This window comes from Streptomyces sp. CY-1 (assembly GCF_047218265.1).
Taxonomy (GTDB): Bacteria; Actinomycetota; Actinomycetes; order Streptomycetales; family Streptomycetaceae; genus Streptomyces; species Streptomyces niphimycinicus.
In genome coordinates, this window is sequence record NZ_CP178393.1 from 1,320,736 (window position 1) to 1,345,804 (window position 25,069).

The 25,069-nt window shown below is 72.0% G+C and carries 26 protein-coding genes; 18 read left to right on the forward strand and 8 right to left on the reverse strand.

The window, feature by feature from the left end; all coding sequences use genetic code 11:
* Positions 1-185: 185 nt before the first annotated feature.
* Positions 186-758, reverse strand: a complete 573-nt coding sequence (locus tag ACK1X7_RS05345; protein WP_413114704.1) for a DUF6817 domain-containing protein — start codon at positions 756-758, stop codon at positions 186-188.
* 180 nt (positions 759-938) lie between these two features.
* On the opposite strand from ACK1X7_RS05345, the gene ACK1X7_RS05350 reads away from it, so the two are divergent.
* From ACK1X7_RS05350 to ACK1X7_RS05375, 6 genes are all read left to right on the forward strand, one after another.
* A complete protein-coding gene (locus tag ACK1X7_RS05350; protein WP_390794747.1) occupies positions 939-1,928 on the forward strand; it encodes a LysR family transcriptional regulator in 990 nt (329 codons plus the stop codon).
* A gap of 237 nt (positions 1,929-2,165) precedes the next feature.
* A complete protein-coding gene (locus ACK1X7_RS05355; RefSeq protein ID WP_385156777.1) occupies positions 2,166-3,182 on the forward strand; it encodes a sporulation protein in 1,017 nt (338 codons plus the stop codon).
* 157 nt (positions 3,183-3,339) lie between these two features.
* On the forward strand, positions 3,340-3,849 hold the full coding sequence (locus ACK1X7_RS05360) for a DinB family protein (protein ID WP_385157893.1): 510 nt from the start codon (positions 3,340-3,342) through the stop codon (positions 3,847-3,849).
* Complete coding sequence (locus tag ACK1X7_RS05365) at positions 3,824-4,057, forward strand: hypothetical protein (protein WP_413114705.1); 234 nt, start codon at positions 3,824-3,826, stop codon at positions 4,055-4,057. Before ACK1X7_RS05360 ends, ACK1X7_RS05365 begins: the two co-directional genes overlap by 26 nt.
* Positions 4,058-4,126: 69 nt before the next feature.
* Entirely contained in the window at positions 4,127-4,660 is a 534-nt protein-coding gene (locus ACK1X7_RS05370; protein WP_385157891.1) for a hypothetical protein, read from the forward strand.
* A complete protein-coding gene (locus tag ACK1X7_RS05375; protein ID WP_385157889.1) occupies positions 4,657-5,496 on the forward strand; it encodes an MBL fold metallo-hydrolase in 840 nt (279 codons plus the stop codon). The genes ACK1X7_RS05370 and ACK1X7_RS05375 overlap by 4 nt, the downstream gene beginning before the upstream one ends.
* Positions 5,497-5,526: 30 nt before the next feature.
* On the opposite strand, the gene ACK1X7_RS05380 is transcribed toward ACK1X7_RS05375, so the two are convergent.
* Positions 5,527-6,069, reverse strand: coding sequence for a hypothetical protein (locus ACK1X7_RS05380; protein ID WP_385157895.1), 543 nt, complete (start codon positions 6,067-6,069; stop codon positions 5,527-5,529).
* A 186-nt stretch (positions 6,070-6,255) separates the two neighbouring features.
* Here ACK1X7_RS05380 and ACK1X7_RS05385 point away from each other — a divergent pair, with 186 nt between their 5' ends.
* Positions 6,256-7,176, forward strand: a complete 921-nt coding sequence (locus ACK1X7_RS05385) for a glycosyltransferase family 2 protein (protein WP_413114706.1) — start codon at positions 6,256-6,258, stop codon at positions 7,174-7,176.
* Positions 7,177-7,285: 109 nt separating this feature from the next.
* Here the strand turns inward: ACK1X7_RS05385 and ACK1X7_RS05390 are convergent, their stop codons facing one another.
* Positions 7,286-8,551, reverse strand: coding sequence for an APC family permease (locus tag ACK1X7_RS05390; protein ID WP_398160779.1), 1,266 nt, complete (start codon positions 8,549-8,551; stop codon positions 7,286-7,288).
* A gap of 3 nt (positions 8,552-8,554) precedes the next feature.
* Entirely contained in the window at positions 8,555-8,950 is a 396-nt protein-coding gene (locus tag ACK1X7_RS05395; protein ID WP_390794750.1) for an ArsR/SmtB family transcription factor, read from the reverse strand.
* Between the two features lie 104 nt (positions 8,951-9,054).
* Between ACK1X7_RS05395 and ACK1X7_RS05400 the strand changes: the two genes are divergently transcribed.
* The 3 genes from ACK1X7_RS05400 (at position 9,055) to ACK1X7_RS05410 (ending at position 14,152) form a co-directional block, all read left to right on the forward strand.
* A complete protein-coding gene (locus ACK1X7_RS05400; RefSeq protein WP_413114707.1) occupies positions 9,055-11,181 on the forward strand; it encodes a heavy metal translocating P-type ATPase in 2,127 nt (708 codons plus the stop codon).
* A 105-nt stretch (positions 11,182-11,286) separates the two neighbouring features.
* Positions 11,287-13,971, forward strand: a complete 2,685-nt coding sequence (locus ACK1X7_RS05405; protein ID WP_413114708.1) for a Tn3 family transposase — start codon at positions 11,287-11,289, stop codon at positions 13,969-13,971.
* The gene (locus ACK1X7_RS05410; protein WP_119994161.1) at positions 13,961-14,152 is read left to right on the forward strand and encodes a hypothetical protein; all 192 of its coding nucleotides are present in this window, start codon (positions 13,961-13,963) and stop codon (positions 14,150-14,152) included. Before ACK1X7_RS05405 ends, ACK1X7_RS05410 begins: the two co-directional genes overlap by 11 nt.
* 22 nt (positions 14,153-14,174) lie before the next feature.
* Here ACK1X7_RS05410 and ACK1X7_RS05415 read toward each other — a convergent pair whose 3' ends face one another.
* Positions 14,175-14,804, reverse strand: coding sequence for a TetR/AcrR family transcriptional regulator (locus ACK1X7_RS05415; protein ID WP_413114709.1), 630 nt, complete (start codon positions 14,802-14,804; stop codon positions 14,175-14,177).
* 62 nt (positions 14,805-14,866) lie between these two features.
* Here ACK1X7_RS05415 and ACK1X7_RS05420 point away from each other — a divergent pair, with 62 nt between their 5' ends.
* Both ACK1X7_RS05420 and ACK1X7_RS05425 read left to right on the forward strand, forming a co-directional pair.
* Positions 14,867-15,739 carry a ketopantoate reductase family protein gene (locus ACK1X7_RS05420; protein ID WP_390794753.1) on the forward strand — a complete coding sequence of 291 codons (873 nt, stop codon included), beginning with the start codon at positions 14,867-14,869 and terminating at the stop codon, positions 15,737-15,739.
* A 274-nt stretch (positions 15,740-16,013) separates the two neighbouring features.
* On the forward strand, positions 16,014-16,646 hold the full coding sequence (locus tag ACK1X7_RS05425; protein WP_413114710.1) for a solute carrier family 23 protein: 633 nt from the start codon (positions 16,014-16,016) through the stop codon (positions 16,644-16,646).
* Positions 16,647-16,672: 26 nt separating this feature from the next.
* Here ACK1X7_RS05425 and ACK1X7_RS05430 read toward each other — a convergent pair whose 3' ends face one another.
* Both ACK1X7_RS05430 and ACK1X7_RS05435 read right to left on the reverse strand, forming a co-directional pair.
* A complete protein-coding gene (locus ACK1X7_RS05430) occupies positions 16,673-16,930 on the reverse strand; it encodes an isochorismatase family protein (protein ID WP_413114711.1) in 258 nt (85 codons plus the stop codon).
* 109 nt (positions 16,931-17,039) lie between these two features.
* Positions 17,040-17,762, reverse strand: a complete 723-nt coding sequence (locus ACK1X7_RS05435; RefSeq protein ID WP_385145219.1) for a DJ-1/PfpI family protein — start codon at positions 17,760-17,762, stop codon at positions 17,040-17,042.
* 88 nt (positions 17,763-17,850) lie between these two features.
* On the opposite strand from ACK1X7_RS05435, the gene ACK1X7_RS05440 reads away from it, so the two are divergent.
* The 3 genes from ACK1X7_RS05440 (at position 17,851) to ACK1X7_RS05450 (ending at position 20,513) form a co-directional block, all read left to right on the forward strand.
* On the forward strand, positions 17,851-18,804 hold the full coding sequence (locus ACK1X7_RS05440; RefSeq protein ID WP_413114712.1) for a GlxA family transcriptional regulator: 954 nt from the start codon (positions 17,851-17,853) through the stop codon (positions 18,802-18,804).
* A 416-nt stretch (positions 18,805-19,220) separates the two neighbouring features.
* Complete coding sequence (locus tag ACK1X7_RS05445; protein WP_413114713.1) at positions 19,221-20,051, forward strand: recombinase family protein; 831 nt, start codon at positions 19,221-19,223, stop codon at positions 20,049-20,051.
* A gap of 102 nt (positions 20,052-20,153) precedes the next feature.
* On the forward strand, positions 20,154-20,513 hold the full coding sequence (locus ACK1X7_RS05450) for an ArsR/SmtB family transcription factor (protein WP_014058546.1): 360 nt from the start codon (positions 20,154-20,156) through the stop codon (positions 20,511-20,513).
* Between the two features lie 72 nt (positions 20,514-20,585).
* On the opposite strand, the gene ACK1X7_RS05455 is transcribed toward ACK1X7_RS05450, so the two are convergent.
* Entirely contained in the window at positions 20,586-21,599 is a 1,014-nt protein-coding gene (locus ACK1X7_RS05455) for a cation diffusion facilitator family transporter (protein WP_385145225.1), read from the reverse strand.
* A 193-nt stretch (positions 21,600-21,792) separates the two neighbouring features.
* On the opposite strand from ACK1X7_RS05455, the gene ACK1X7_RS05460 reads away from it, so the two are divergent.
* Genes ACK1X7_RS05460 through manD form a run of 3 tightly spaced genes read left to right on the forward strand, consistent with a single transcriptional unit; the run spans position 21,793 to position 25,066 of the window.
* The gene (locus ACK1X7_RS05460) at positions 21,793-22,851 is read left to right on the forward strand and encodes a LacI family DNA-binding transcriptional regulator (protein ID WP_385145227.1); all 1,059 of its coding nucleotides are present in this window, start codon (positions 21,793-21,795) and stop codon (positions 22,849-22,851) included.
* Complete coding sequence (locus tag ACK1X7_RS05465; protein ID WP_385145229.1) at positions 22,848-23,849, forward strand: 2-hydroxyacid dehydrogenase; 1,002 nt, start codon at positions 22,848-22,850, stop codon at positions 23,847-23,849. Before ACK1X7_RS05460 ends, ACK1X7_RS05465 begins: the two co-directional genes overlap by 4 nt.
* A complete protein-coding gene (gene manD, locus ACK1X7_RS05470; protein ID WP_385145231.1) occupies positions 23,846-25,066 on the forward strand; it encodes a D-mannonate dehydratase ManD in 1,221 nt (406 codons plus the stop codon). Before ACK1X7_RS05465 ends, manD begins: the two co-directional genes overlap by 4 nt.
* Positions 25,067-25,069: the final 3 nt, after the last annotated feature.

A 25,069-nucleotide genomic window follows, 5' to 3' on the forward strand; every position in this document is an offset into this window, starting at 1 on the left:
AATTCGTGATCGCGAAATTCCGTCCGGAGCGTACGGACGACGAGAACGAGCCGAAAAGGTGAACGGTGCGGCGCGGCGTTTTGCGGTCCCGCGCTCCGGGCGTTATCACACCCGCGCCCGCGGGCCACACGCATGGTGACCAGGGCGTCGGTCGTCCGCCAGGCCCTCAGCCGTGCGCACGGCCCTCAGTCGCGGGCGAGGGGCGACGGCGCGAGGACCGCGCGCCCGTCCAGCCAGGCCGGCCGGCTGAGCAGCGGACGGAAGTGGGTGAACAGGGCGAGGAGTTCGGGGCCACGCCGCTCCCGGAGGGCGGAATCCCGGCGGGCGAGGTCGAGTTCATTGGCGGCCGACAGCTCGGCGAAGTCCCGGAGCAGCCGGGGTTCCGGGGTGTGCGTGCGGCCGGTGAAACGGTCGTGGAAGACCACGTCGGCGTCCCCGAGCGCCCGGCAGGTGGCCCTACGGTCGCAGCTCGCGTAGAGGTACACGATGGCTTCGGCCTCCGCGCCGATCACCGCCACGAGTTCGCCGCGACGCCCGAGGGGCAGCAGGGTGACGGGAAAGCCGTCGGTTCCGTAGAACGCGTGGCACAGCCCGGCGAGTTGGAGCTCCGGGCGGGCGCCCCAGGCGGCGAGCCGGGCCCGTACGCGCTGGAGGTGGGCGAGGAGGGTGCCGCCGGGGTGGGCGATGCGCGCGGCGCCCAGGCGGCGCAGAAGTGTGACGGCCCGGTCGGCGGCGGCGGGAGGGGGAGCAGCAGGCACAGGTCCGGTCCTTTCGGTGCTGGGCAGGTCGGCACCCGTACCGCACCGGCACCCGGTCCGGATCCTCGTGCGAGCGCCGTACGGGTTGCCGCCTGAGCCCTGCAACGATCGTCCCGACCAGCGGCCACCCCAGTCAATCCTGGGGATTGCTCGCCAACTCCAAGCTCTAACTTGGGGGTTATGACTCTCGATGATCTGCGGGTGTTCGTGGCCGTGTGCCGCGCCGGAAGCCTCAGCGCCGTCGCCCGGGAGCTGACCTGCACACAGTCGGCGGTGAGCCAGCGGGTGAAGCGGCTGGAACGCGAGACCGGCGTGAGCCTGCTGGAGCGCCAGCCGCGCGGTGTCGTGCCCACTGCGGCGGGGCGCACTCTGTGCGAGGCCGCCGCCGACGGGATCGCCGGGCTCGATCTGGCGCTGCGCCGCCTGAGCGATCTCGTGCACGGGGAGAGCGGGGCCGTGCGGATCACCACCGGCAGCACCACTGTGCGGCACTTCATGGCCGGGGCGATCGTCTCCTTCCGGCGCCGCTATCCGAACGTGAACCTGGAGTTCCAGACCGAGAGTTCCAGCCGCGGCTGTCTCGACGCGCTCATCGCCGGCCATCTGGATCTGGCCTGGATCACCCTCGGCGCCCCGGTGCGCGGTGTCGAGCAGCGGCCGGTGGCCGAGCTGCCCTGGGTGCTCGCCATGCGGGCCGGGGATCCGCTCGCGGCCCGGTCGCACGTGGAGGTGTCCGACCTCGCCGATGTCCGGCTCTTACGGCTGCCGCCGAACTCCACCTCCGGCGGGCGCCTCCACGCGGCACTGGCCGAGCTGGGCATCCGGGCCGGCTCCGATACCGGCGTCGCCGACTGGGACACGGCCCTGCTGCTGGCCGAACTCGGCCTGGGGCGCGCCGTGGTGCCCGCCCTGCCGGGGCTGCCGATGCCCGGGAGCGAGGGGCCGCTGCGACTCGTCCCGATCCCCGCGCTGCCGCCACTGCCGGTCGGCTGGGCCGCACGCCGCTGGGACGCGCTGCCGCCGCTGGCCCGGGCCTTCGCGGACACGGTGGTCCGCGCCCTGGGCGAAGACGCCTCCCGCGAACGGCGCTCCCCCGAACGGCACTCCTCCGAACGGCACTCCTCCGAACGGCACTCCTCCGAACGGTCCTACGCCCGGCCCGCCGAGTGATCATTTTCGGACTTCCGCCGCCAAGGCACGGAGATGGCCATCTCCAGGGGGCGCACACCCCTATGCTTCTACATGCGTGTAGAAGCACGGAGGGCGGACGCACGGTGAACGTGCGATGGGCCGCGAACGTTCCGCGGCCCATCACCCGTTGTCGCGCGACCGCCGTCCTCCACCGCACGCGCCCGTAACCCCCACGCTCACGCGTGCAGTAGGCATAGCGAAGGAGTGAACGCCACGATGGTGTTCAAACGACTGCTCGGCTCGCTCGGTGTCGGCGGGCCCACCGTGGACACGGTGCTGGACCCCGGCCCGGTACGCCCCGGCGGGCCGCTGACCGGTCAGGTCCATCTCCGTGGCGGCACGGCGGACTTCGAGATCGAGCAGATCACGCTGGAGCTGGTGGCCCGGGTGGAGGACGAGCGCGGCGAGGAGGAGCGGGAAGGGGTCGTCCTCTTCGACCGCTTCACCGTCGGCGGCGGCTTCCGGCTCGCCGAGGGCGAGCAGCGCAGCCTCCCGTTCACGGCCCACCTCCCCTGGGAGACCCCGATCACCGAGCTGTACGGGCAGCCGCTGGGCATCATCCTCGGCGTCCGCACCGGGCTGGAGATCGCGGGCGCGAAGGACAAGGGCGACCTCGACCAACTGACCGTGAATCCGCTGCCGGTCCAGGAGGCCGTTCTGGAGGCGCTGGGACAGCTCGGCTTCGGCTTCAAGTCCGCCGATCTGGAACTGGGCCATGTGGGCGGCACCGGGCAGCGGCTGCCGTTCTACCAGGAGATCGAACTCGCCCCGGCCCCCCAGTACGCCCACGCCATCAACGAGCTCGAGGTGACCTTCCTGGCGAACCCGGGCGGCATGGACGTCGTCCTGGAGGCCGACAAGCGCGGCGGGCTCTTCTCCTCCGGGGGCGACGCCCTCACGCTCTTCACCGTCGGCCATGAGGGCGTCGAGCACCGCGACTGGAACACCGAGGTCGACGCCTGGATCCGCGACCTCGTCGAGCGGCGCGCCGCGCATGGCTCCCACGGCTCGTACGGCCACGGCGAGTACGGCGCGCCCGGCTACGGCCACCACGACGGTCACGGCCATGCGGACCACCACCATGACGGCGGGCGGCGCTCCGGCCCGAGCACCGCGGCGATCGTCGGTGGCGTCGCGGCGGGTGTCGCGGTCGGCGTCGTCGGCGGAATGGTCGCCGCGGAGGTCGTCGACGAGATCGGCGACGCCTTCGAGGACGAGGAGGACGAGGACTGACGGCCGCCCCGGCCCGGGGCGGGCCCCGGGCCGGGAACTCCGCACCCGTTCACGGCGTTTGAGCCTCCCCGGTGCGGCCTCGGCCCAATGGCCGTGGTCCCATGGGGTCACATCGCCGGCCGGCGACCGGATCCGCCGTCGAGGAGGACGTACCACCATGACCGCCGACAGCCGCCCGGAGCCGCCCCACCTCGGCGACGAACGCGCGACTCTGCGCGCCTTCCTCGACTACCAGCGAGCGACGCTCGCCATGAAGTGCGAGGGGCTCACCGACGAGGAGTTGCGGCAGCGCTCGATGCCGCCCTCGACGCTGACGCTGCTGGGCCTGGTGCGGCATCTGGCCGAGGTGGAACGGGCCTGGTTCCGGCGGGTGTTCGAGGACCACGAGGCGCCGATGGTCTGGTCGACGGTGATCGACTTCCAGGCGGCGTACGACGTGAGCGGGTCGTCCGGAGCCGAGGCGTTCGCGGCCTGGGAGGCGGAGGTCGAGACCTCCCGCCGGATCGAGCGGGAGGCGGCATCGCTCGACCTGGTGGGCTATCAGCCGCGATGGGAGGAGGAGGTGTCGCTGCGGATGGTGCTGGTGCATGTGCTGCTGGAGTACGGCCGCCACAACGGGCACGCGGACTTCCTGCGCGAGGGTGTGGACGGGGTCGTGGGGGCCTGAGCCCCTCGCCCGGGAGACCGGACAACGGCGCGACATCCTGCGGCACGAGGCCGAGACGCTGCGCTCCCGCATCGCCGCCGCGCGGGACTCGCCGACGCTCGTCGCATGCGCCCTGGGCTGCGAGCACGACGACCTCACCCGGTGCCCGCACTACCGCCGGCAGGTGGTCCCGGAGAGCTGGGACCGCGCGGCCCCGGGAGCTGGTTGAGGCGGCCGGAGCTGGGCACTCCGGGGGCGCGTGACCTGATACGACCTTGCCGAAGCCGGAAGGACGATCATGAGCGAGCCCAGGACATCCCCCCGCATGCTCGGCATCTACCTCAATGACCACCTGGCCGGAGCGACGGCCGGAACGGAGCTGGCCCGCCGCACCGCCCGCGAGCACCGGCGGTCGCCCTTCGGCGGCGAGCTGGAGGACCTCGCCGTACAGATCATGGAGGACCGTGCGGCGCTGCTGGCCGTCATGGCCGACCTCGAGGTGCCCGTACGCCGTTACAAGATCTACGGGGGCTGGCTGGGCGAGAAGGCCGGGCGGCTGAAGCCCAACGGCAATCTGCGGCGCCGCTCCGGGCTCAGCACGGTCGTCGAGCTGGAGTCGCTGCGGATCGGGGTGGAGGGCAAGGCGCTGCTGTGGCAGTCGCTGCTGGCCGCGACCGGCCAGGACGCCCGGCTGGACCCGGATCGGCTCACCGAGCTGCTGAACCGGGCGCGGCGGCAGCGCGGGGTGCTGGAGTCGCTGCACGACGCCACGGCCGGCACGATGCTCACCTCCGAACGGGCGGAGTCGCGAGAGGCGGTGGTCGGGACATGACGCCTCCGCCGGACGGCGCCGCCGAGTTCCTCTTCGTCGGTAACGCCACGCTCCTCATCCGCTACGGCGCGCTGAAGCTGCTCACCGACCCGAACTTCCTGCACCGGGGCCAGTACGCCTATCTGGGCAAGGGGCTGATGTCCCGGCGGCTGACCGAGCCCGCCCTGGCCGCCGCCGACATACCGTCCGACCTGGACGCCGTGGTGCTCTCGCATCTGCACGGCGACCACTGGGACCGGGTGGCGCGCCGGCGGCTGGACCACTCACTGCCCATCATCACCACCCCGCACGCCTCCCGGCGGCTACAGGGCGTCCATGGATTCAGCCGGGCGACCGGACTGCCCACCTGGCACGATCAGGTCCTGGTGAAGGATCACAGCCAGGTGCGGGTCACCGCGCTGCCGGGCAGACACGCCCCCGGCCGGTGGCAGAAGCTGCTGCCACCGGTGATGGGAAGCCTGCTGGACTTCGGCGCGCCGGGGCAGCCTCCCCGGCTGCGGGTGTACATCACCGGGGACACGCTGATGTTCCCGGGCATCCATGAGATCGCCCGGCGCTACCCGGAGGTGCATCTCGCGGTGGTCCACCTGGGCGGCACCCGGCTTCCGGGCGGGCTCATCGTGACCATGGACGCGCTCCAGGGGGCCGGTCTGGTCAGGGCCGTCCGGCCAGAACGGGTACTGCCGGTGCACTACGACGACTACGCCGCCTTCAGCAGCCCGCTCTCCGCGTTCCTGGAGGAGAGCCGACACCCGGACTTCCCGTCCACGGTGGTCCACTGCGCCCGCGGGGAACGCGTCACGGTGAACGCGCAAGGGGTGCTCACGGCACCGTGACGGCCGCGGTCAGTCGCGGTCGGCCCGCCGTCAGACCGCGGTGGTGGGCGTCTGGTCGTCGCTGTGCAGCCGCCGCAGACGTTCCACCAACTGCGGACGGTGCAGGTCCACGACGAGCGCCGTCAGATCCGGATGGCGCAGCAGCGGTGCGGCCCGGCAGTCATGCGCGTCGGGTGCCGTGAGCCGCCGGAACTCCCCGGGGGTCCCGGCGCCGTGCTCACAGCCATCGAGCGCCGCCACGGCCTGGGACGCCAGCGTGGAGCAGGTGAGCAGGGCCGCCGCCCAGCTCGCCACGACCTCGTCCACATAGGTGCGCCAGATGCCATCGGGGCCGTTGATCTCATACGGCTCCGCGTCCGCGAGCCAGTCCAGCCGGAAGGAACCGCCCGGTCCGGCCAGGGTCAGCAGGGCGGAGTCGGTGGAAGTCGGGTAGCGCAGCCAGGCGGCCACCGTCACGGCCTGCCGCGCCTGGGCCTCGGCGAGCGCCGCGTTCGTCGCTCCGTCGGCCGCCGGATAGGCCCTGACTAGCCACCGCGTGGTCGCCGCTATGACGGATGCCAGGTCCAGGGACAAACGAAGCCGCTCCTCGTACGCGATCAGTGTCAGCACCGTACCCTCGGGACGGCGGTGTCTAACATGACGTAGATCACGTTGACGGGCTCCGGCATGACACACATCACGCCGTACGTCGGCGCGCCGAGCCCCTTCGACGCCGGGCGCGCACCGCATAGTGGCTGGTTGGCCGGGTACTCGGGGCCCATGAACGCCCCAGGCCCCGCCGTCGGCGTGGTCGTCGCCACCCGCGATCGCGCGGAGCGGCTCGCCACGGCTCTGGAACACCTCACCGCCCTGCCGGAGCGGCCACCGGTCGTCGTCGTGGACAACGGCTCGACGGACCACACCAGGGCCATGATCGCCGAACGGTATCCCGACGTTCGGGTCCTTGCCCAGGGGGACGACCACGGGGCGCTCGCCCGCAACGACGGCGTACGCGCCATCGGTACCCCTTACGTGGCCTTCAGCGACGACGACTCCTGGTGGCACCCCGGCGCCCTGGCCCGGGCCGCCACCCTGCTGAACGGCCATCCGCGGCTGGGGGCGCTGGCCGGCCAACTGCGGATCGGCCCGGCCGAGCGGCCCGATCCGCGGGACGCGATGCTGGCCGCCTCCCCCGTCGGCCGCGCCGAGGACCTCCCCGGACCGGAGGTCTACGACTTCCTCGCCTGTGCGGCCGTGGTGCGCCGCGGCGCCTTCCTGGAGGCGGGCGGCTTCCATCCGCTGGTCGTCTCCGGCGGCGAGGAGACCCTGCTCGCCTACGACCTCGCGGCGATGGGCTGGGGCATCTCGTACTGCCCCGAGGTGATCGCCCACCACGAACCGGCCCCCTCGCCGTCCGGAGAGCACACCGCCGCGATGCGGTGCGATGAGTTGATCGGCTGCTGGCTGCGCCGCCCACTGCCCCTCTCGGCCCGCCGCACCGCCGCACTCCTCACCGAGGCCGGGAGCGACCCGGTTGCGCGGACCGCGCTGCGCGATCTGCTCGCCCGGCTACCGGCCGCGCTGTGGCTGCGCCGCCCGCTGCCCCCGTGGATCGAGGAGGCCGCCCGGCGGGTGGACGAGCAGCACGCGGACGAGGGGCTCCGGCCGGACGAGAGGCAAGTCGCCACCCACGACCGATGACCGGCTGAACCGGCCAACCGAACGCCCGAGTTGCCGCCCGTGCTCGTCACCGACAGCGGACCGCAGACGCACGGGCGGCCGACCAGCGGCGCACCGGCGGCGAAGCCGCCTACCTGGTGGCCGCCCGCCGCACGAAATAGGCCGCGGCGCCCAGGGCCAGCACCGCCGCGCCGGAGACCACCGAGGAGACGGGCAGGGCGAAGGCCAGCAGCAGACAACCGGCCAGGCCGAGACCCGGCACGATCCGCGGTAGGCGGCCCTCGGCCGGGGTGAGGGTCCAGGCGGAGGCGTTGGCGACGGCGTAGTAGGCCAGCACCCCGAACGAGGAGAACCCGATCGCACCGCGCAGATCCGCCGTCGCCGCCAGGACCGCCACCACCGCGCCCACGGCCAGTTCGGCGCGGTGCGGCACCGCGAACCGGGGGTGCACGGCGGCCAGCGCGGGCGGCAGGTGCCGGTCACGGGCCATGGCCAAAGTGGTCCGGGACACGCCGAGGATCAGCGCGAGCAGCGAACCGAGCGCGGCCACCGCCGCGCCCGCCCGCACCACCGGCGCCGGCCAAGCGGGCCCGGCCGCGCGCACGGCCTCGGCCAGCGGGGCGCCCGCCGCGGCCAGCCCGCCGCTGCCCAGCACGGTCAGCGCGGCGATCGCGACCGCCGCGTAGACGGCCAGGGTGATGCCGAGCGCGAGCGGGATGGCACGCGGAATGGTGCGTGCCGGGTCGCGGACCTCCTCGCCGAGGGTGGCGATACGGGCGTATCCGGCGAAGGCGAAGAACAGCAGGCCGCCCGCGCGCAGCACCCCGCCGGGAGTGGCGTCCCGGCCGATCTCCAGCCGCGCCGCGTCCGCCTGTCCGGAGGTGAGGAGGGCGACGACCACGGCGGCCAGGACCGCGAGCACGACGGCCACGATGGCCCGGGTCAGCCAGGCGGCCTTGTGCACCCCCACGTAGTTGACGGCCGTCAGCGCCACCACGGCCGCCACCGCCACCGCATGTGCCTGATCGGGCCAGACATAGGAGCCGACGGTCAGGGCCATCGCCGCACAGGAGGCGGTCTTGCCGACCACGAACCCCCAGCCGGCCAGATACCCCCAGAAGTCGCCCAGCCGCTCACGGCCGTAGACATAGGTGCCGCCCGAGTGCGGATAGCGGGCGGCCAGCCGCGCGGAGGAGGTGGCGTTGCAGTACGCCACCACTCCGGCGGCGACCAGGCCGAGCAGCAGCCCCGACCCCGCCTCCCGCGCCGCGGGCGCCAGCGCCCCGAAGATGCCCGCGCCGATCATCGACCCCAGGCCGACCACGACCGCGTCGAAGACCCCCAAGCGGCGCCGCAACTCCCCCGGCCCGGCCGGGGTGTCCGCCGTATCGCCCACCGCTCAGCCCCGGTCCGTGCCGGGATCGGCCGTGCCGACGTCGGCCTTCGTCGGCAGATCGCGTGCGCCGAGCCGCAGATGCTCGATGTGGTAGACGGCCTCGTCGAGGAGCTGGGCGACGTGGTTGTCGTAGAGGCTGTAGACGATCCGGCGGCCCTGCCGTGACCCGGTGACCAGCCCGAGGGCGCGCAGCAGCCGGAGTTGGTGGGAGACCGCGGACTGCTCCATGCCGACCGCCTCGGCCAGTTCGGTGACCGCGCAGGGGGCCTGGCGGAGGCGGGTGAGGATCATCAGCCGCGAGGGGGTGGCCAGGGCCTGGAGGGTGGCGGCGATGGTGGCGGCGGAGTCCGCGTCCAGATGCGCTGCCGGGGTGGTCTGACTGTCGGCTCCGTGTCCCATGGCGCCATCGTATCCACAGCTACAATTGAAGAGCTCTTCATGTGTTCCAGTATGGTGGCGGGGTTCGACCATCACCCCACCGCCCGAGGAAGAGGTGTGCCACGGTGTCCGCCGAGCTCATCGAGGAACGGCCGCCCGCCGACGCTCCACCGCCCGTACGGCCGCGCCGGACCCGCGTCCGCGATCTGCCCGAGGTGCGGTGGGCCGCACTGGCCACCGCCGCGTTCCTGCCCGCCTTCCCGCTCGACCTGGCGGGCGCCCCCGCATGGCTGTGGGGCCCGCTCTACGCGGTCTGCTACGCCGCCGGGGGCTGGGAGCCGGGCCTGACGGGGCTGCGCGCCCTCAGGGAACGGGCCCTCGACGTCGATCTGCTGATGGTCGTGGCCGCGCTCGGGGCGGCGGCGATCGGGCAGTTCCTCGACGGCGCCCTGTTGATCGTCATCTTCGCGGTCTCGGGCGCGCTGGAGGCGTTCGCCACCCGGCGCACCGCCGACTCCGTACGCGGACTGCTGGATCTGGCACCCGACACCGCCGCGCGAATCCCCCCCGGCGGCGGCGAGGAGCGGGTGGCCGTCGGCGCGCTGCGCGTCGGCGACACCGTGCTCGTCCGGCCCGGTGAGCGGCTGCCCGCCGACGGCACCGTGCACGAGGGAGCGAGCGACGTCCAGCAGGCCGGGATCACCGGCGAACCGCTGCCGGTGGACAAGGGGCCCGGGGACGAGGTGTTCGCGGGCACGCTGAACGGGACGGGCGCGCTGCGCGTCACGGTGGGCCGGGACGCCTCCGCCTCGGTCATCGCCCGGATCGTGGCCATGGTCGAGGAGGCGAGCGAGCACAAGGCTCCCGGCCAGCTCTTCATCGAGAGGGTCGAGCAGCGATACGCCATCGGCGTGGTGGCCGCCACGCTCGCGCTGTTCGCAGTGCCGCTCGCCTTCGGCGCGGACCTCACCGAAACCCTGCTGCGGGCCATGACCTTCATGATCGTGGCATCCCCCTGCGCGGTGGTACTCGCCACCATGCCGCCACTGCTGTCCGCCATCGCCACCTGCGGACGCCACGGCGTGCTGGTCAAGTCCGCCGCGGCCATGGAACGCCTGGGAGCCGTCACGCGGGTGGCGCTGGACAAGACCGGAACACTCACCGAGGAGTCGGCGCTGGTCCGCGGGATCCGGGTCCTCCCGGGCAGTGGCCTCAGCGAGCACCAGGCCCTGGCCCTGGCCGCCGCGGCCGAGTGGCCCAGCGAGCATCCGCTGGCCCGTGCGGTGGTCGCCGCCGCGCGGGAACGCGGTCTGCGCCTGGAGCCCGCGGCCGACTTCGCCTCGGCCCCGGGGCGGGGCGTACGGGCGGTGGTCACGGGTCGCACCGTCCAGGTGGGCAGCCCCATGGCACTGCTGGGCGGCGCGGCGGCGCATGTGGAGAGCCCCGGCGACCCGGCACCGCTCACCGGCGGGGACGACGCGGTCCGTACCGGCATCGAAGACGCCGCGGTCCGTACCTCCGCCAGGGACGACTGCCCGGTCGGTACGGCCGTCGCGGAGGTCGAGCACAGCGGAGCCACCGCCGTCGCCGTCCTCGTCGACGGCCGCCCCGTCGCCGTCCTCGCCATCGCCGCTCCACTGCGCGCCGGAGCCGCCGAAGCCGTCGCCGCGCTGGGCCGGCTCACCGGCACCCCACCGGTGTTGCTGACCGGCGACAACAAGCGTGCCGCCGCCCGGCTGGGCGAGGAGGTCGGCATCGCCGACGTACGGGCCGGGCTGCTGCCGCAGGACAAGGTGGCGACCGTACGGGGATGGGGGGACGCCGGGGAGCGGGTGCTGATGGTCGGCGACGGGGTCAACGACGCCCCGGCGCTGGCGGCCGCGCACACCGGTGTCGCCATGGGGCGGGCGGGTTCCGCGCTGACGCTGGAGACCGCCGACGCCGTGGTCGTCCGCGACGAACTGGCCGCCGTGCCCTCGCTGGTGACCCTGTCGCGGCGCGCCCGCCGCCTGGTGGCACAGAACCTGGTCATCGCGTGTGTGTGCATCGGCGCGCTGGTGGTGTGGGATCTGTTCGGCCATCTGCCGCTGCCGCTCGGCGTGGCGGGCCATGAGGGCTCCACCGTGCTGGTGGGCCTCAACGGTCTGCGACTGCTGCGCACCTCCGCCTGGCCGGGCGCGATGCGGGCCCGCCCCCGGGCCGCCGCCGGAAGCGGCCCTGGTGTCCTAGCTCAGACACCGGCCGCAAGGTAACCGTCGGTAGTTTTCGCGTCGTCAGACAGCCCGTTTCCCCGGTCCCGGAGCCCTCGTTGGGCCGATCGAGTGACTCGATCGAGCTTGGTATGGGGAGGGGCGGGCATGCGTCAGGAGTGGTCGCCGGAAGAACTGTTGGCGAGCTGGACGCTGGTGGACGGCGACTGGAAGTCGGTGGCCAACAAGACCGGGGCGACGCGGCTCGGCTTCAGTCTGCTGCTGAAGTTCTTCGAGTTGGAGGGCCGGTTCCCGGATCTGCTGGAAGAGGTCCCGCAGGTCGCGGTGGAGTACGTGGCCGGGCTGGTGAAGGTCCCGGCCGCCGACTTCGCGAAGTACTCCCTGACGGGGCGGACCGCCGAGTACCACCGCGCGCAGGTACGGGAGGCTCTGGGGTTCCGGCCGGCGACGCTGGAGGACGAAGAGCAGCTCACTGTGTGGCTGGCCAAGGAGGTCTGTCCGGTCGAGCTCGTGGAGGACCGGCAGCGGGAGGCCCTGCTGGTCGAGTACCGGGCGCGGAGCATCGAGCCGCCGGGGCGGACCCGGATCGAGAAGGTACTGGTCGCGGCCCGTAACCGGTGGGAGGCCGCGTTCTGTGCGCGGGCGATCGAGCGCCTGGGCGAGGTCGGGATGTCCCGGCTGCTGTCGCTGGTCGCGGAGGGCAACGAGGACGGCGCCGCGCTGCTCAAACGGGACCCGGGCGCGGTCGGGCTGGAGTCGCTGCTGACGGAGATCACCAAGCTGAACGACGTGCGGAAACTCGGCCTGCCCGACGGGCTGTTCGTGGACCGCTCGGAGAAACTGCTGGCCGCGTGGCGGGCGCGGGCGATCAAGATGTACCCCTCGGACTTCCGCGACACCGCCGAGGACGTACGGATCACACTGCTCGCGGTGCTGTGCTCGTCGCGGCAGACGGAGATCACCGACGCCCTGGGGGACCTGCTGATCGCCCTGGTGCAGAAGATCAACGCCCGCGCCGAGCGGCGGGTCGAGAGGCAGCTCACCGCCGAGCTGAAGAAGGTCCGCGGCAAGGAGGGCATCCTCTTCAAGCTGGCGGACGCGGCGATCGGCCAGCCCGACGAGACCGTACGCACGGCCCTCTACCCGGTGGTGGGTGAGAAGACGCTGCGCGACCTGGTCGCCGAGGCGAAGGCGAACCAGAAGGTCTTCAAGGCCAAGGTCCGCACCACGCTGCGCTCCTCGTACAGCTCGTACTACCGGCAGATGCTGCCGCCGCTGCTGCGGACGCTGGGCTTCCGCTGCAACAACACTGCCTACCGGCCGGTGATGGACGCGGCGGAGTTCATCGCGGATCTGAAGCAGCGGATGACGAACGGCCTGGACCGGCTCACGGCCGCGCTGGCGGACGGCTCCTCGGGCGGGGTGAAGGTGACCACCCGGCACGGCGAGCCGTGGATCTCCGTGCCGAAGCTGGAGAAGCTGGACGAGCCCACCGGCCTGACGGCGCTCAAGGACGAGGTCGTACGACGGTGGGGTGTGCTCGACCTCCTGGACGTGCTCAAGAACGCCGACTTCGACATCGGCTTCACCGACGAGTTCGCCTCCATCGCCGCGTACGAGCGCATCGATCGCACCGTCCTACAACGACGCCTCCTCTTGGCCCTGTTCGCGCTGGGGACGAACATGGGCATCCGGGCCATCGTGGCGACCGGCGAGCACGGCGAGACCGAAGCCGCCCTGCGGCACGTGCGCCGGCACTTCATCACCGTCGACAACCTGCGGGCCGCCGTGCGCAAGCTGGTGAACGCCACCTTCGCCGCTCGGGACACCGCATGGTGGGGCGCCGGCACCTCGTGCGCGTCGGACTCGAAGAAGTTCGGGTCCTGGTCCTCGAACTTCATGACCGAGTACCACGCCCGCTACGGCGGCAACGGCGTGATGATTTATTGGCATGTGGAGCGGAAGAACGTCTGCATCTACTCCCAGCTCAAGAGCTGTTCGTCGTCCGAGGTCGCGGCGATGATCGAGGGACTTTTGCGGCACTGCACGGGCACCGAGATCGAGTCGAACTACGTCGACACGCACGGCGCGTCCGTCGTCGGGTTCGCCTTCACCGAGCTGCTCAACTTCAGGCTGTTGCCCCGGCTGAAGAACATCGGCAGCATCCGCCTGTACCGCCCGGCCGAAACCCCGCCCGGCTGGCCAGCGCTCGGCGGCTCACTGACGACCCGGGCCATCAAGTGGGACCTGATCGCCCAGCAGTACGACCAGATGGTCAAGTACGCCACCGCCCTGCGGCTGGGGACGGCGGAGGCCGAGCAGGTCCTGCGCCGCTTCACCCGCGGCGGCCCCAAACATCCCACCTACGCCGCGCTCGAAGAACTCGGCCGCGCGGTACGCACCATCTTCGCCTGCGACTACCTCGCCAGCCCGGACCTGCGCCGCGAGATCCACGGCGGCCTCCAGGTCATGGAGAACTGGAACTCGGCGAACACCGTGCTGCACTATGGCAAGGACGGCGCGCTGACCGGCCCGGACAAGGAGCACGCCGAGACCTCGATGCTCGCGCTCCACCTTCTCCAGTCCAGCTTGGTCCATATCAACACCCTGCCGCTTCAGCGCGTTCTTGCCGAACCGGTGTGGGCGAAGAAGCTCTCGGACGAGGACCGGCGCGGGCTGACCGCGCTCTTCTGGTCGAACATCAACCCGTACGGCACGTTCCGGCTGGAGATGGACAAGCGGCTCGATTTCGCCCTGCTCACCGCGCCCCATCCCCGGACACCGGTCAGCGCCGCCGGCCAACCAGCAACGGAGTCCCGCCATGCCCGCTGAACAGTGCGGACGCTGGATCAGCGCCGCCGACACCGGCGCCTTCGTCAAGGACGGCTCTCCGGCCGCGGCGCTTGTCCTCGCGTTCGCCCTGCACGCGATCAACGAGGTATCCAAGGGCGTCGAGCCGGGCCCCGCCGCTGCGCGACCCGAACGTGTCCGAGGACGGCGACGAGGGCGGTGAGTGAGCCGCCCCAGGCTTATCGTCAGGCCCGGGTCGGTGGCGCGCTCATTGCTGCCGTCAGGAACGTGATCGCCCAGTGCCGGGCCTCCTCGCCTTCCGTCGCCGTCGGGCAGGCCGGGGAGGGCGGGTTGTAGACCTCGACGCGGTCCACGGCCGTCACGGCGAGGATCCCCCGCATCCGGAACAACAGCTCCTGTGGGGCAAGGCCGGGCAGTGCGCGCGCGAAAGCCGCCAGGTAGCGCTCGCCGACCGTGTCCTCGTCCGGGCCGGTCCAGCTGCGCGCCTCCTCGGCCGGGTCGCTGAGGATCGTCACGATCAGCCGGGACCTCCGGGCTCCGCTCTCATCGCCAGCGGGCATCCCGTCGAAGAGCGGCCCTGCGAATGCTTCCACCAGTTCGGCGACCGGCGGGTCCGGAGTCCGGGCGAGCAGTTTGTCGAGCCCGGCGCTCTGGGCGACGGTGATGGGCTCGGTCACGCGGCGGGCAACCGCGGCCAGGAGTTCCGCCTTCGAGCCGAAGTGATAGCCGACGGCGGCCAGGTTCGCTCCGGCAAGGTCGGTGATCGCGCGGACCGAGGTGCCGCGGTAGCCGTGCTCGGCGAAGAGGCGTTCGGCCGCGTCGAGGATCTTGGTCCGGGTATCGGGTAGCGCCATGTGCCGTACTATACAGACGTTCGATTGAAACGAACGTTTAACTCATGTGGGGAGAGGTTGTCATGAAACTGCTCGTCTACGGCGCCGGGGTCTGCGGCAGCCTGTTCGCCGCCCGCTTGCATGAGGCCGGGCTCGACGTCTCGCTCCTCGCCCGGGGCGAGCGTCTGGCCTCCCTGCGCCGGCACGGCGTGCAGCTCGCCGAGGAAGACAGCCCTGCCGTCAGGCGGGTACCCGTACCGGTGGTCGAGCACCCGGCCGGTGGGTACGGCCTGACCGCCGTCCTCGTCCGCACCCATCAAGTTGACGCGGTGCTGGAGTCACTCGCCGGCCTCGAAGGCGACGTGCTGTTCCTGCACAACTGGGCGGGCGGCGCGGAGCCGCTGGGCGCGGCGATCGGCCACGAGCGAGTACTGCTCGGCTTCCCGGCACTGGGCGGCACGATGGACGGCGACGTAGTCCGCTACCGCGCGACCAACTTCATGACCAGCCGGGTCCCAATGCCAATCGGCGAACCCGACGGCCGAACCACCCCGCGCCTGGAACGGATCGTCCGGGAGTTCCGCACCGCCGGGATCAAAGCCAAGGCCGAGCCGCGGATGGATGCCTGGCTCAAGACACACGCCGCGTTCGAGGTACCCCTCGGGCAGGCGGTGTACACGGCGGGCGGCCCGGTAGCGCTGGCCGACGATCCCGACGCGGTCCGCGGCATGCTCCACCTCATGCGGCAGAACCTCGCCGCCCTGCCGAGCCCGCCGGTCCCCCGAGCGTTCGCCGCACTGCAGACCCTGCCGGAAGGGCTGCTCGTGGCCCTGCTGCGGCGCTTCCTGCGCAGCCCAACGGCCGTACACAGCGGGCTCAGCGACGTCTCCCCTGCGACGGCGGCCGAACTAGGGCGGCTGGCAGAACAGATGCGTGCCCATGCGAAGGTCCGGTAGGCCATCGGCGGCAGTGGCTCCTCGGGCGCATCGCAGCTGAGTGCGCAGCCGGGATCTCCCTCCGGACCTTCGGCACCCTCCGCCTCGTGGCTTCGACAGCGTGAACTGGCCCCGTCTGTCAGCTTGGGTTCCAGAGGTGGTTGCAACACCTGACCCTGCGGGGTGTTGCGATGGCCAAGCCGCGGCAGTGTGTTTTGGCCCCACCCTCGCGTCGCGGTGTGTGGTTCAGGGCACGGCTGTGGCTGCTGGGGGTATCCATTGGCGGGAGGTGTCTGTGATCGTCACCGTCTTCGCGCAGAACGTCGGCCTGGTCGGCATGACCAGGGTCCGCAGCCGCTACGTCGCCGCCGTCGCCGGCGGCATCCTCGTCCTGCTCTGCCTCATCCCCAAGCTCGGCGACGTCGTCGCCTCCCTGCCCGGACCGGTCGTCGGCGGCGCCGGCCTGGTTGTGTTCGCCACCGTCACCGCGGTCGGCATCAACACCCTGCGCAAGGTCGAGTTCGACGGCACCAACAACCTGCTCATCGTCGCCGTCTCCATCGGGATCGGCATGCTCCCCGTCGTCGCCCCGACGATCTACCACACCTTCCCCACCTGGGTGCAGATCATCGGCGGCAGCGCCATCACCAGCGCCACCATCGCCGCCTTCCTGCTCAACCTCCTGTTCAACCACACCCCCGGCCTCAACAAGGCGAAGACCGCCCCCGCCGAAGCAGCACCCGCCGAACCCGCCGCCACGTCCTGCCCCCGCCACCCCGGCACTTCCCCACGGGCTCCGGGGGCGCGCATCCGCGCTCCCGGAGCCCCTCGCCGTCTGGCGGTCCCGGCTCTCCACCGGGACCTGGTACTGGGGCGCTTCGCCGAGCTGACTGCGGCGCGGCTGGAACGCTCCCGCAGGTACACCTGAGGCTTCAGGGACGGCCTGCAGGGACGTCACACTGCTGCTGGGGTGTTGGGCAAGTTGCAGCCGGCGAACACCAGCGTGTGGGCGCCGAGTTCGGTGAGCAGTTCCTCCAAGCAGGTGCGGGAGAAGGCGCCCCAGCGCGGCTTGAACACCGCCCAGTCGTCGGGGCCAAGCCGCTGCGGCCATCCGGCCAGCAGTACATCCGGTCGAGCCCGGGCGGCGCTTGCGGGGACGATCTCGGGGGGCGAGTTCGCTGCCCGGTGTGCCCGGCGCGGCGATCCGCACACCCGGCTCCAGCAGCCGCTGGCCGACCAGGTCGGCGTTGCCGCCGCCGCACGGCCCGAGCCTCGATCATCACTACGGTGCGGCTCGTGTCGGCAATGGGACGCCGGGCCGTCAAGGGGACACGCTCTTGGCCCCGCCGGCCGTAGTGAGGCGGGCGAGTAGCTCTGGCTGGTCTGCCAAGCCTTTCTCGGCCATCGACTTGATCGAGGACTCCATGGACGCGCGGTCCACGCGATCCCAGTCGATCGGGCCGAGCGGCGGCTGCGGGTCGTACTCGATGGCGGCCTGAATCATCCGGGCGGCATCCTCGCCCACCAGTTCGGCGGCCAAGTGCAGGGCCATGTCGATGCCCGCCGCCACTCCGGCGGCCGTAAGCACGTGCCCGTCCGCGACCCAGCGCCGGGACACGGGTGTCGCGCCGAAGGCGCGGAGCATCGGCATGGCAGCCCAGTGGGTGACCGCCTCGCGGCCCTCGAGCAGACCGGCGGACCCGAGGATCAGCGAGCCGGTGCAGACCGAAGCCACCACCTTGGCGCTGCGGGCCGCCTGCCGGACGTAGCCGGTCAGCTGTTCGTCCGCGAGGGCGGCGAAGGTCGGGGCACCGCCGCCCGGGACGATCAGGCCGTACGGGGCGGGCACCTGCTCGAAGGTGTGGGAGGCGGTCACGGACACCGGGCTGTCCGTCGGCAGCGGCTCCCGGGCCGCTGCCACCGTGACGGCCTCGAAGCCGAGTCCGAATTCCTGCAAGGCGCTGATGACCTGGAGCGGCCCGACGAAGTCGAGGGCGGTCAGGCCGGGGTAGAGCACGAACGCGATGGTCCTGGTCGCTGTCATGCCTCCAGCTTTGTCGGGGTGAGCGGCCGTCGGGCGGACCGTGTCTGGAATCCTGTGATCCCTGTCTTTCGGACACCAGGAGTCGCTGATGCGCCGCGTGGTCGTGATCGGGTACCCGGATACCGAGCTGCTCGACATCTCCTGCCCGGCAGGCGTGTTCGACGCGGCCACGCGCTGTGGCGCGGAACCTGGATACCGGGTCGAGCTGGTCTCGCTCGGTGGCCTGCCGGTGCGGACGAGCTGCGGCCTGACACTCGCCGCCGGCGCCCTGGAGCGGGTCGGCGGCCGATTGGACAGCGTGGTGGTGGCGGGCGGGCCGGGGCACGAGGCCGCTGCCGAGGACGCCCGGCTGCTCGTCCACCTGCGCCGCCTGGCCGGGCTCAGCCGTCGGGTGGTCTCGGTGTGCACAGGCGCCACCCTGCTGGCCGCGGCCGGCCTGCTGGACCGGCGTCGGGCGACCACGCACTGGATGTGGGCGGCGGAACTGGCCGCCCAGTACCCGGCCGTCACCGTGGACCCCGCGTCACTGTTCGTCTCTGATGGCAACGTCCATACCTCGGCGGGCGTCACCAGCGCGATTGACCTCTCGCTCGCCCTGGTGGAGCAGGACCACGGCTCGGCGCTGGCCCGCCAGGTGGCCCGGTCGCTGGTCGCGTACCTGCAGCGGCCAGGCAACCAGGCGCAGGTGAGCATGCACCTGGCGGCGCCGCCGCCCGGGCACCGGCTGATTCGAGAGGTCTGCGAACACATCACCGCCCACCTGGACGCCGACCTCGACGCTGCCACCCTGGCGCGAATCGCCGGGGTGAGCCCGCGCCATCTCACCCGGCTGTTCGCCGCGGAGCTTGGCACCACGCCCGCCCGGCACGTGCGCGCCGTGCGCGCCGAAGCCGCCGCCCATCAGCTGGCGGCCACCGGCCTGCCTCTCACCACCATCGCCCGCCAGTGCGGGCTGCGAACGACCGAGACGCTGCGGCATGCCTTCGCCGATCTGTTCGCAACCACGCCGTCGGCGTACCGGCGGGCGGCCCGGCACGGCTGAAGCCTGCTGCGCAAGGCCATGAGTCAGCAGACGGATGAGCGGCCGGCTGGCTTCGACAGCGTGAACTGGCCCCGTCTGTCAGCTTGGCCATCGCAACACCCCGCAGGGTCAGGTGTTGCAACCACCTCTAGAACCCAAGCTGACAAGTGGGGCCATCAACCACTGTCAAAGCCAGCCTCGGTCGACGATTGGCGAAACGACACCTCGAGCACCCCGCAGGCATAGCACTTCGAGCGCAACTGCCGCAGCCTGTTGCTGTCGGCAAACGATCGAATGACGACAGGCACGACGGGCGTCCAGTGAACCCAGCCTTTCCGGGGCCTGACGACGCTCGGATCCAATGAGATCCGATGACGGTTGACGACAGGGTTAGATGACAGACGAGGTCCGATGCGCCGACAGGAGCGGCGAAGAGCGTGGCCAATCTCGTCTACAAGCGGGTGTCGACCGACCAGCAGTCGACCGACCGCCAGAACCTCGTCCTGGCCGAGGCCGGGATCGAGGACCCGGTCGTCTTCGAGGAACAGGCCGGCACCTCCAGCCGCCTCCACCCGCTTCAGCGGCCGAAGTTCGGCGAACTGCTCACCTACGCGCGGCCGGGCGACACCGTGCACATCTCCGCGATGGACCTCACCGCCCGCCACCCACGCACCGGCGAGCTGCTGTCCACGGTGAAGTTCATGGTGCAGACCCTCGCCGCCGCCGGCGAACTCCAGCGCGACCTCCAACGCGAGCTGACCTACGACGGGCTGCGAGCCGCCGAGGCGAAGGGCAACAAGGGCGGGCGCCGCCCGGCCGTCACAGCCGCGAAAGCTATCGCCGTCCGCGCCGCCTACCTCGGCGGCCAATCCATCCCCGCCCTGGCCCGCGACCACCGCGTCAGCCGCGGCGCCATCCGCACGGTGGTCGCCGACCTCATGCCCGAGCACGCCACCGTCGACCCGGAGGACGCCCCGGCCCCGGAGCTGCCGGTCGTCCTCGACATGCCGGGCAAGGTCGCCGATTTCCTCCGCGCGGCCGACCTGGAGCCCGCCGAACGCGCCGTGCTCGACCAGGGCGTGAGCGTACGGCGCGGCCAGGGCTACACCCTGCGCGTCAGCGCCGTCCCGGCGGTACACCGCCAACTCCTCGACCGCTGCCAGCCCCTCGACAACGCCGCAGCGATCCCGGCACAGCGCAAGGCTCGCCGCGAGTACGCGAACCGGGTCAGCACCCTCGGCGACCTACGGCCTGAGCATCACTCGTAGATACTTTGCGGCTGGTGTCTGAGCTAGGACACCGGGGCCGAAGCTGAGCGCCGTGCGGGCCGAGCGGGGTCTCCGCTCGGCCCACCGCTCTACGATGGGAACATGCCGGTCAGCGAACCCTCCTCAACTGCGACCCGTTCGCATGCGCATCACAGCGGCGCGGCGCAGTTCTCCACGGCCGCCAATGTCTTCTCGCTGCTCTCCGACCCGACCCGGCTGCACCTGGTGTGGTCCCTCGCCCGGGGCGAGGCCGATGTCAACACCCTCACCGAGGCCAGCGGGGCGGCCCGCCCGGCGGTGAGCCAGCATCTGGCCAAGCTCCGGCTGGCCGGGCTGGTCCAGGTGCGCAAGGAGGGCCGCCGCTCGGTGTACTCCCTGCACGACGGCCATCTGCGCCGACTGGTCACCGAGGCCGTCAACCACGCGGACCACATGGTCACCGGGGCCCCGCCGCACGACTGAGCGCCGGGGCGCGGCGGAACCGCCGATCGCACCGGCCACCGGCCACGGGCACCCCGGCGTCGCCGCAATTCCTCATCCGGCGTGATGGGCCAGCAGGTGATGCGGATCCCGCGCGCCCGGCCCAGGGGCCGGATCGGTGTGCACCAGGGCGGCGGTCAGCCGGGGCACCGCATGGAGGAGGGCGTGTTCGGCCTCGACCGCCACCTCGTGCGCCGTACGCAGATCCAGGCCGCCGTCCACCTCGACCGTGACCTCGGCGCGCAGCCGGTGGCCGATCCAGCGCATCCGGAGTTCGGTCACGCTCAGCACTCCGGGGACCGCGCGCAGGGCGGCCTCGCCCGCGTCGACCACCGCCGGGTCGACGGAGTCCATCAGCCGCCGGAACACCTCGCGGGCCGCGTCCTTGAGGACGAGCAGGATCGCGGCGGTGATGGCCAGGCCGACGAGCGGATCGGCCCGCTGCCAGCCGAGCGCCACACCGCCCGCGCCCACCAGCACGGCCAGCGAGGTGAAGCCGTCGGTGCGGGCGTGCAGTCCGTCGGCGACCAGGGCCGCCGAGCCGATCCGCCGCCCGACCCGGATCCGGTGGCGGGCCACCCATTCATTGCCGAGGAAGCCGAGGATCGCCGCGACCGCGACGACGCCCGGATGGGAGATGTCGCGCGGGTGCAGCAGCCGGTCCACGGCCTCGTAGGCGGCCAGGGCCGCAGAGGCGGCGATGGTCAGGACGATGACGATCCCGGCCAGGTCCTCGGCCCGGCCGTAGCCGTAGGTGAACCGGCGATTCGCCGCGCGGCGGCCCAGGACGAACGCCACGCCGAGCGGCAGCGCGGTGAGCGCGTCGGCGGCGTTGTGGACGGTGTCGCCCAGCAGCGCCACCGAGCCGGACAGCAGGACGACCCCGGCCTGGAGCAGCGCGGTGACGCCCAGGACGGCGAGGGAGAGCCACAGGGCACGCATGCCCTCGGCCGATGACTCCAGCGCGGAGTCGACCTTCCGCGCCGACTCATGGGAGTGCGGTTTCAGCAGATGCGCGAGCTGGTGCCGCCGATGGGACCAGCGTCCGTGATGATGACGGGACTCCATGACTCCATTATGTGCATACTCATGCACACGTGCACCCATTGGATCACGGAAGGCTCCCCCGGATCACATCGAGCCTCCGCGCCCGACCGGCCTTGCCAATGTTTTGGCAAGCATTGACAAGGTTGCGCAAGGGTGAAGACCATGCCACATGCCGTTCATCCACCCCACTTCATCGCACCGGTAGCGGGCTGCCATGGCCCCCACCCTGACCGATGTCGCCAAGGGCGCCAACGTCGCACTGTCCACGGCGTCCCGGGCATTCAGCGACCCCGGCCGACTCGGTCCCCAGACCTTGCGCAAGGTGCTGACCGTCGCGCAGCAGCTCGGATACGAACCGCCCGTGGCGCGTGCCACCGAGACCGCCACCGCGGCCGGAGCCGAGACCGCCACCGTCGCACTCGTCGTCCCCGATATCGCCAACCCCGTCTTCGGGGCCTTCGTCAAGGCCGCACAGGGCGAGTGCCGGCACCGCAAGCAAACCGTCGTCCTCGCCGACACCGACCTCGACCCGGACCGTGAGCGCGAGGTCATCGCACAGATGAAGGAGCGGGCGGACGGCCTGGTCGTGTGCTCTCCCCGGCTCGACGCGGACGATGTGCTCGACATCTGCGGCCACACCCCCGCCGTCCTGGTCAACCGCGAAACGGCCGGCACCGACTGTGTGATCGCCGACGCCGCCCACGGGATGCGCCAGGCCCTGGAATACCTGGCCGCCCTCGGGCACCGGCGGATCGCCTACGTCCAGGGCATGCGACGCTCCTGGTCCAACGCCCACCGCGTCGACCTCATCCGCACCGAGGCCGAACGAGCCGGGCTGGACCTGGAGTTGCTCGGATGGCAGTCCGAGACGGTGGCGGGCGGCACCGCCGCCGCCGCGAGCGTCATGGCCTCGGGCGCCTCCGCCGTCATCACCCACAACGACCTGATGGCGTTCGGCGTGCTGACCGGCGCCCGGGCGCTGGGGCTGAGCGTGCCCGAGGACCTCAGCGTCATCGGAGTCGACGACATCCCCTTCACCGAGGTGTCACAGCCGTCCCTGACGAGCATCTCCGTGCCGATGGCCCGCGCCGGGGCGCTCAGCCTCCAGATGCTGGGACAGGTCCTCGCGGGCGAACGGCAGATCCCCCGTACCCACCGGCTGTCCACCCAGCTCATCGTGCGCGACTCCACGGGCCCCGCCACCCGCGCCCCCCGGCACGAGCCCGCCACGCCCGCCACGCCCGCCACGCCCGCCACCAAGGACGCCTCATGACCACCGCCCCCCTGACCGTGGTGGTCGCCGACCCCAATCTCACCCCGCTGCGCGCCGAGTTCGAGGCCGCCCTCCCCCACGGCACGGTCGTCCACTGGCCCGACCCCCGGCACACCGAGGCGGTCGAAGCCGCCATGAAAGGCGCGGACGTCCTGGTGTCGGGCCGGTGCACCGCCACCATGGCCGCGGCCGCCACCCGGCTCCGACTGGTCCACGCCGCCGGGGCCGGGACGGACAACATCGGCATCGCCGCGCTGCCGCCGGGCACCCAAGTGGCCAACACCTTCCACCACGAGAACGCCATCGCCGAATACGCGGTGTCCGCCACGATCCTGATGCGCCGCGGCTTCCTTCGCCAACACACCGCACTGCGCCGCGAGGCGCACTGGGACACCCCCGCCCATGACCCACGGGCCCCCTGGGCCGAGGACCTGACCACCGCCACCGTCGGGTTCATCGGCTTCGGGCACATCGGAGCCCGCTGCTGGCGGCTGTTCCAGGCGTTCGGCGCGCGGGGCATCGCCGTCACCCGCGGCGGGAACGTGGACGCGGCCGCCCACGGACTGCTGTGGTCCGGGACCGTTGAGAACCTCGGCAGCCTGCTGGAAAGCTCCGACGCCGTGGTGGTGTCCGTGCCGCTCACCGACGACACCACCGGGCTGATCGGTGCGGCCGAACTGTCCCGGATGCACCCGGCCGCCGTCCTCGTCAACGTCGGCCGTGGCCCGGTGGTGGACGAGGACGCGCTCTACCAGGCGCTGAGCGACCGCGCCATCGGCGGCGCCGCGATCGACGTCTGGTACCGGTACCCGGTCGACGGGCACACCGGCGCCCCCAGCAAGCACCCCTTCGACACTCTGGACAACGTCTTGATGACCCCCCACTCCTCGGGCCTCACCCGCCAGACCTTCGCCCACCGCGCCGCCGACATCACCGCCAACATCCGCCGGCTGGCCGCGGGCGAACCACTCCACAACGTGGTGGCGGTGGCCCCGTGAGCACCGACACCATCACCGCCGTCGATGTGCTGGTCACCAGCCCCGGCCGCAATTTCGTCCTCCTGAAGATCACCACCGCGGACGGGGTCACCGGCTGGGGCGACGCCACCCTCAACGGGCGCGAACTCGCCGTCGCCTCCTACCTGCGCGACCATCTCGCCCCCCTCCTCATCGGCCGCGACCCGGCACGGATCGAGGACACCTGGCAGTACCTCTACCGCGGGGCCTACTGGCGCCGCGGACCGGTGACCATGACCGCCATCGGCGCGGTGGACACCGCGCTGTGGGACATCAAGGGCAGGACCACCGGGCAGCCCGTCTACCAGTTGCTGGGCGGCGCGGTCCGCGACCGGATCCTCGCCTACACCCACGCCACCGGCTGGGACCTCCCCCAGCTCCTCGAATCCATCGAGGCACGGCGGGACCGGGGCTTTCGCGCCGTACGGGCCCAAAGCGGCGTCCCCGGCCTGGAGATGGTCTACGGAGTCAGCAGAAGCGGCACCGGATACGAACCGGCCGGCCGGGGCACCGCCCCCGTCGAAGAGACCTGGGACACCGACGCCTACCTCCGCCACGTCCCCCGCGTCCTCACGGCGGTCCGCGAACACGTGGGCCCCGAGCTGAAACTGCTCCACGACGCGCACCACCGGCTCACCCCCGGCCAAGCCGCCCGGCTCGGCCGAGCCCTGGAACCGGCGGACCTCTTCTGGCTGGAGGACGTCACCCCGGCCGAGAACCAGGAGGTGCTGCGGCACATCCGGCACCACACCACCGTCCCGCTGGCGATCGGCGAGGTGTTCAACACCGTCTGGGAGTGCCAGACACTGATCACCGAGCAGCTCATCGACTTCATCCGGACCTGTGTGAGCCACGCGGGCGGCATCAGCCATCTGCGGCGCATCGCCACCCTCGCCGACCTCTGGCAGGTACGGCTCGGACCGCACGGCCCCTCGGACATCTCCCCCGTCGCCCTGGGCGCCTCACTCCACCTGGGCCTGGCCACCCCAAACTTCGCCATCCAGGAGTACATGGGCTACGAACCCCTGGTCCACGAGGTGTTCCGGCACGCCTGGTCCTACGCCGACGGGCACCTCCACCCCGGCGACGCACCCGGAATCGGCGTCGAGATCGACGAGGAGCTCGCCGCCCGCCACCCCTACGAACCCGCCTATCTGCCGGTCGCGCGACAACTCGACGGCTCGATGACGGACTGGTGACAC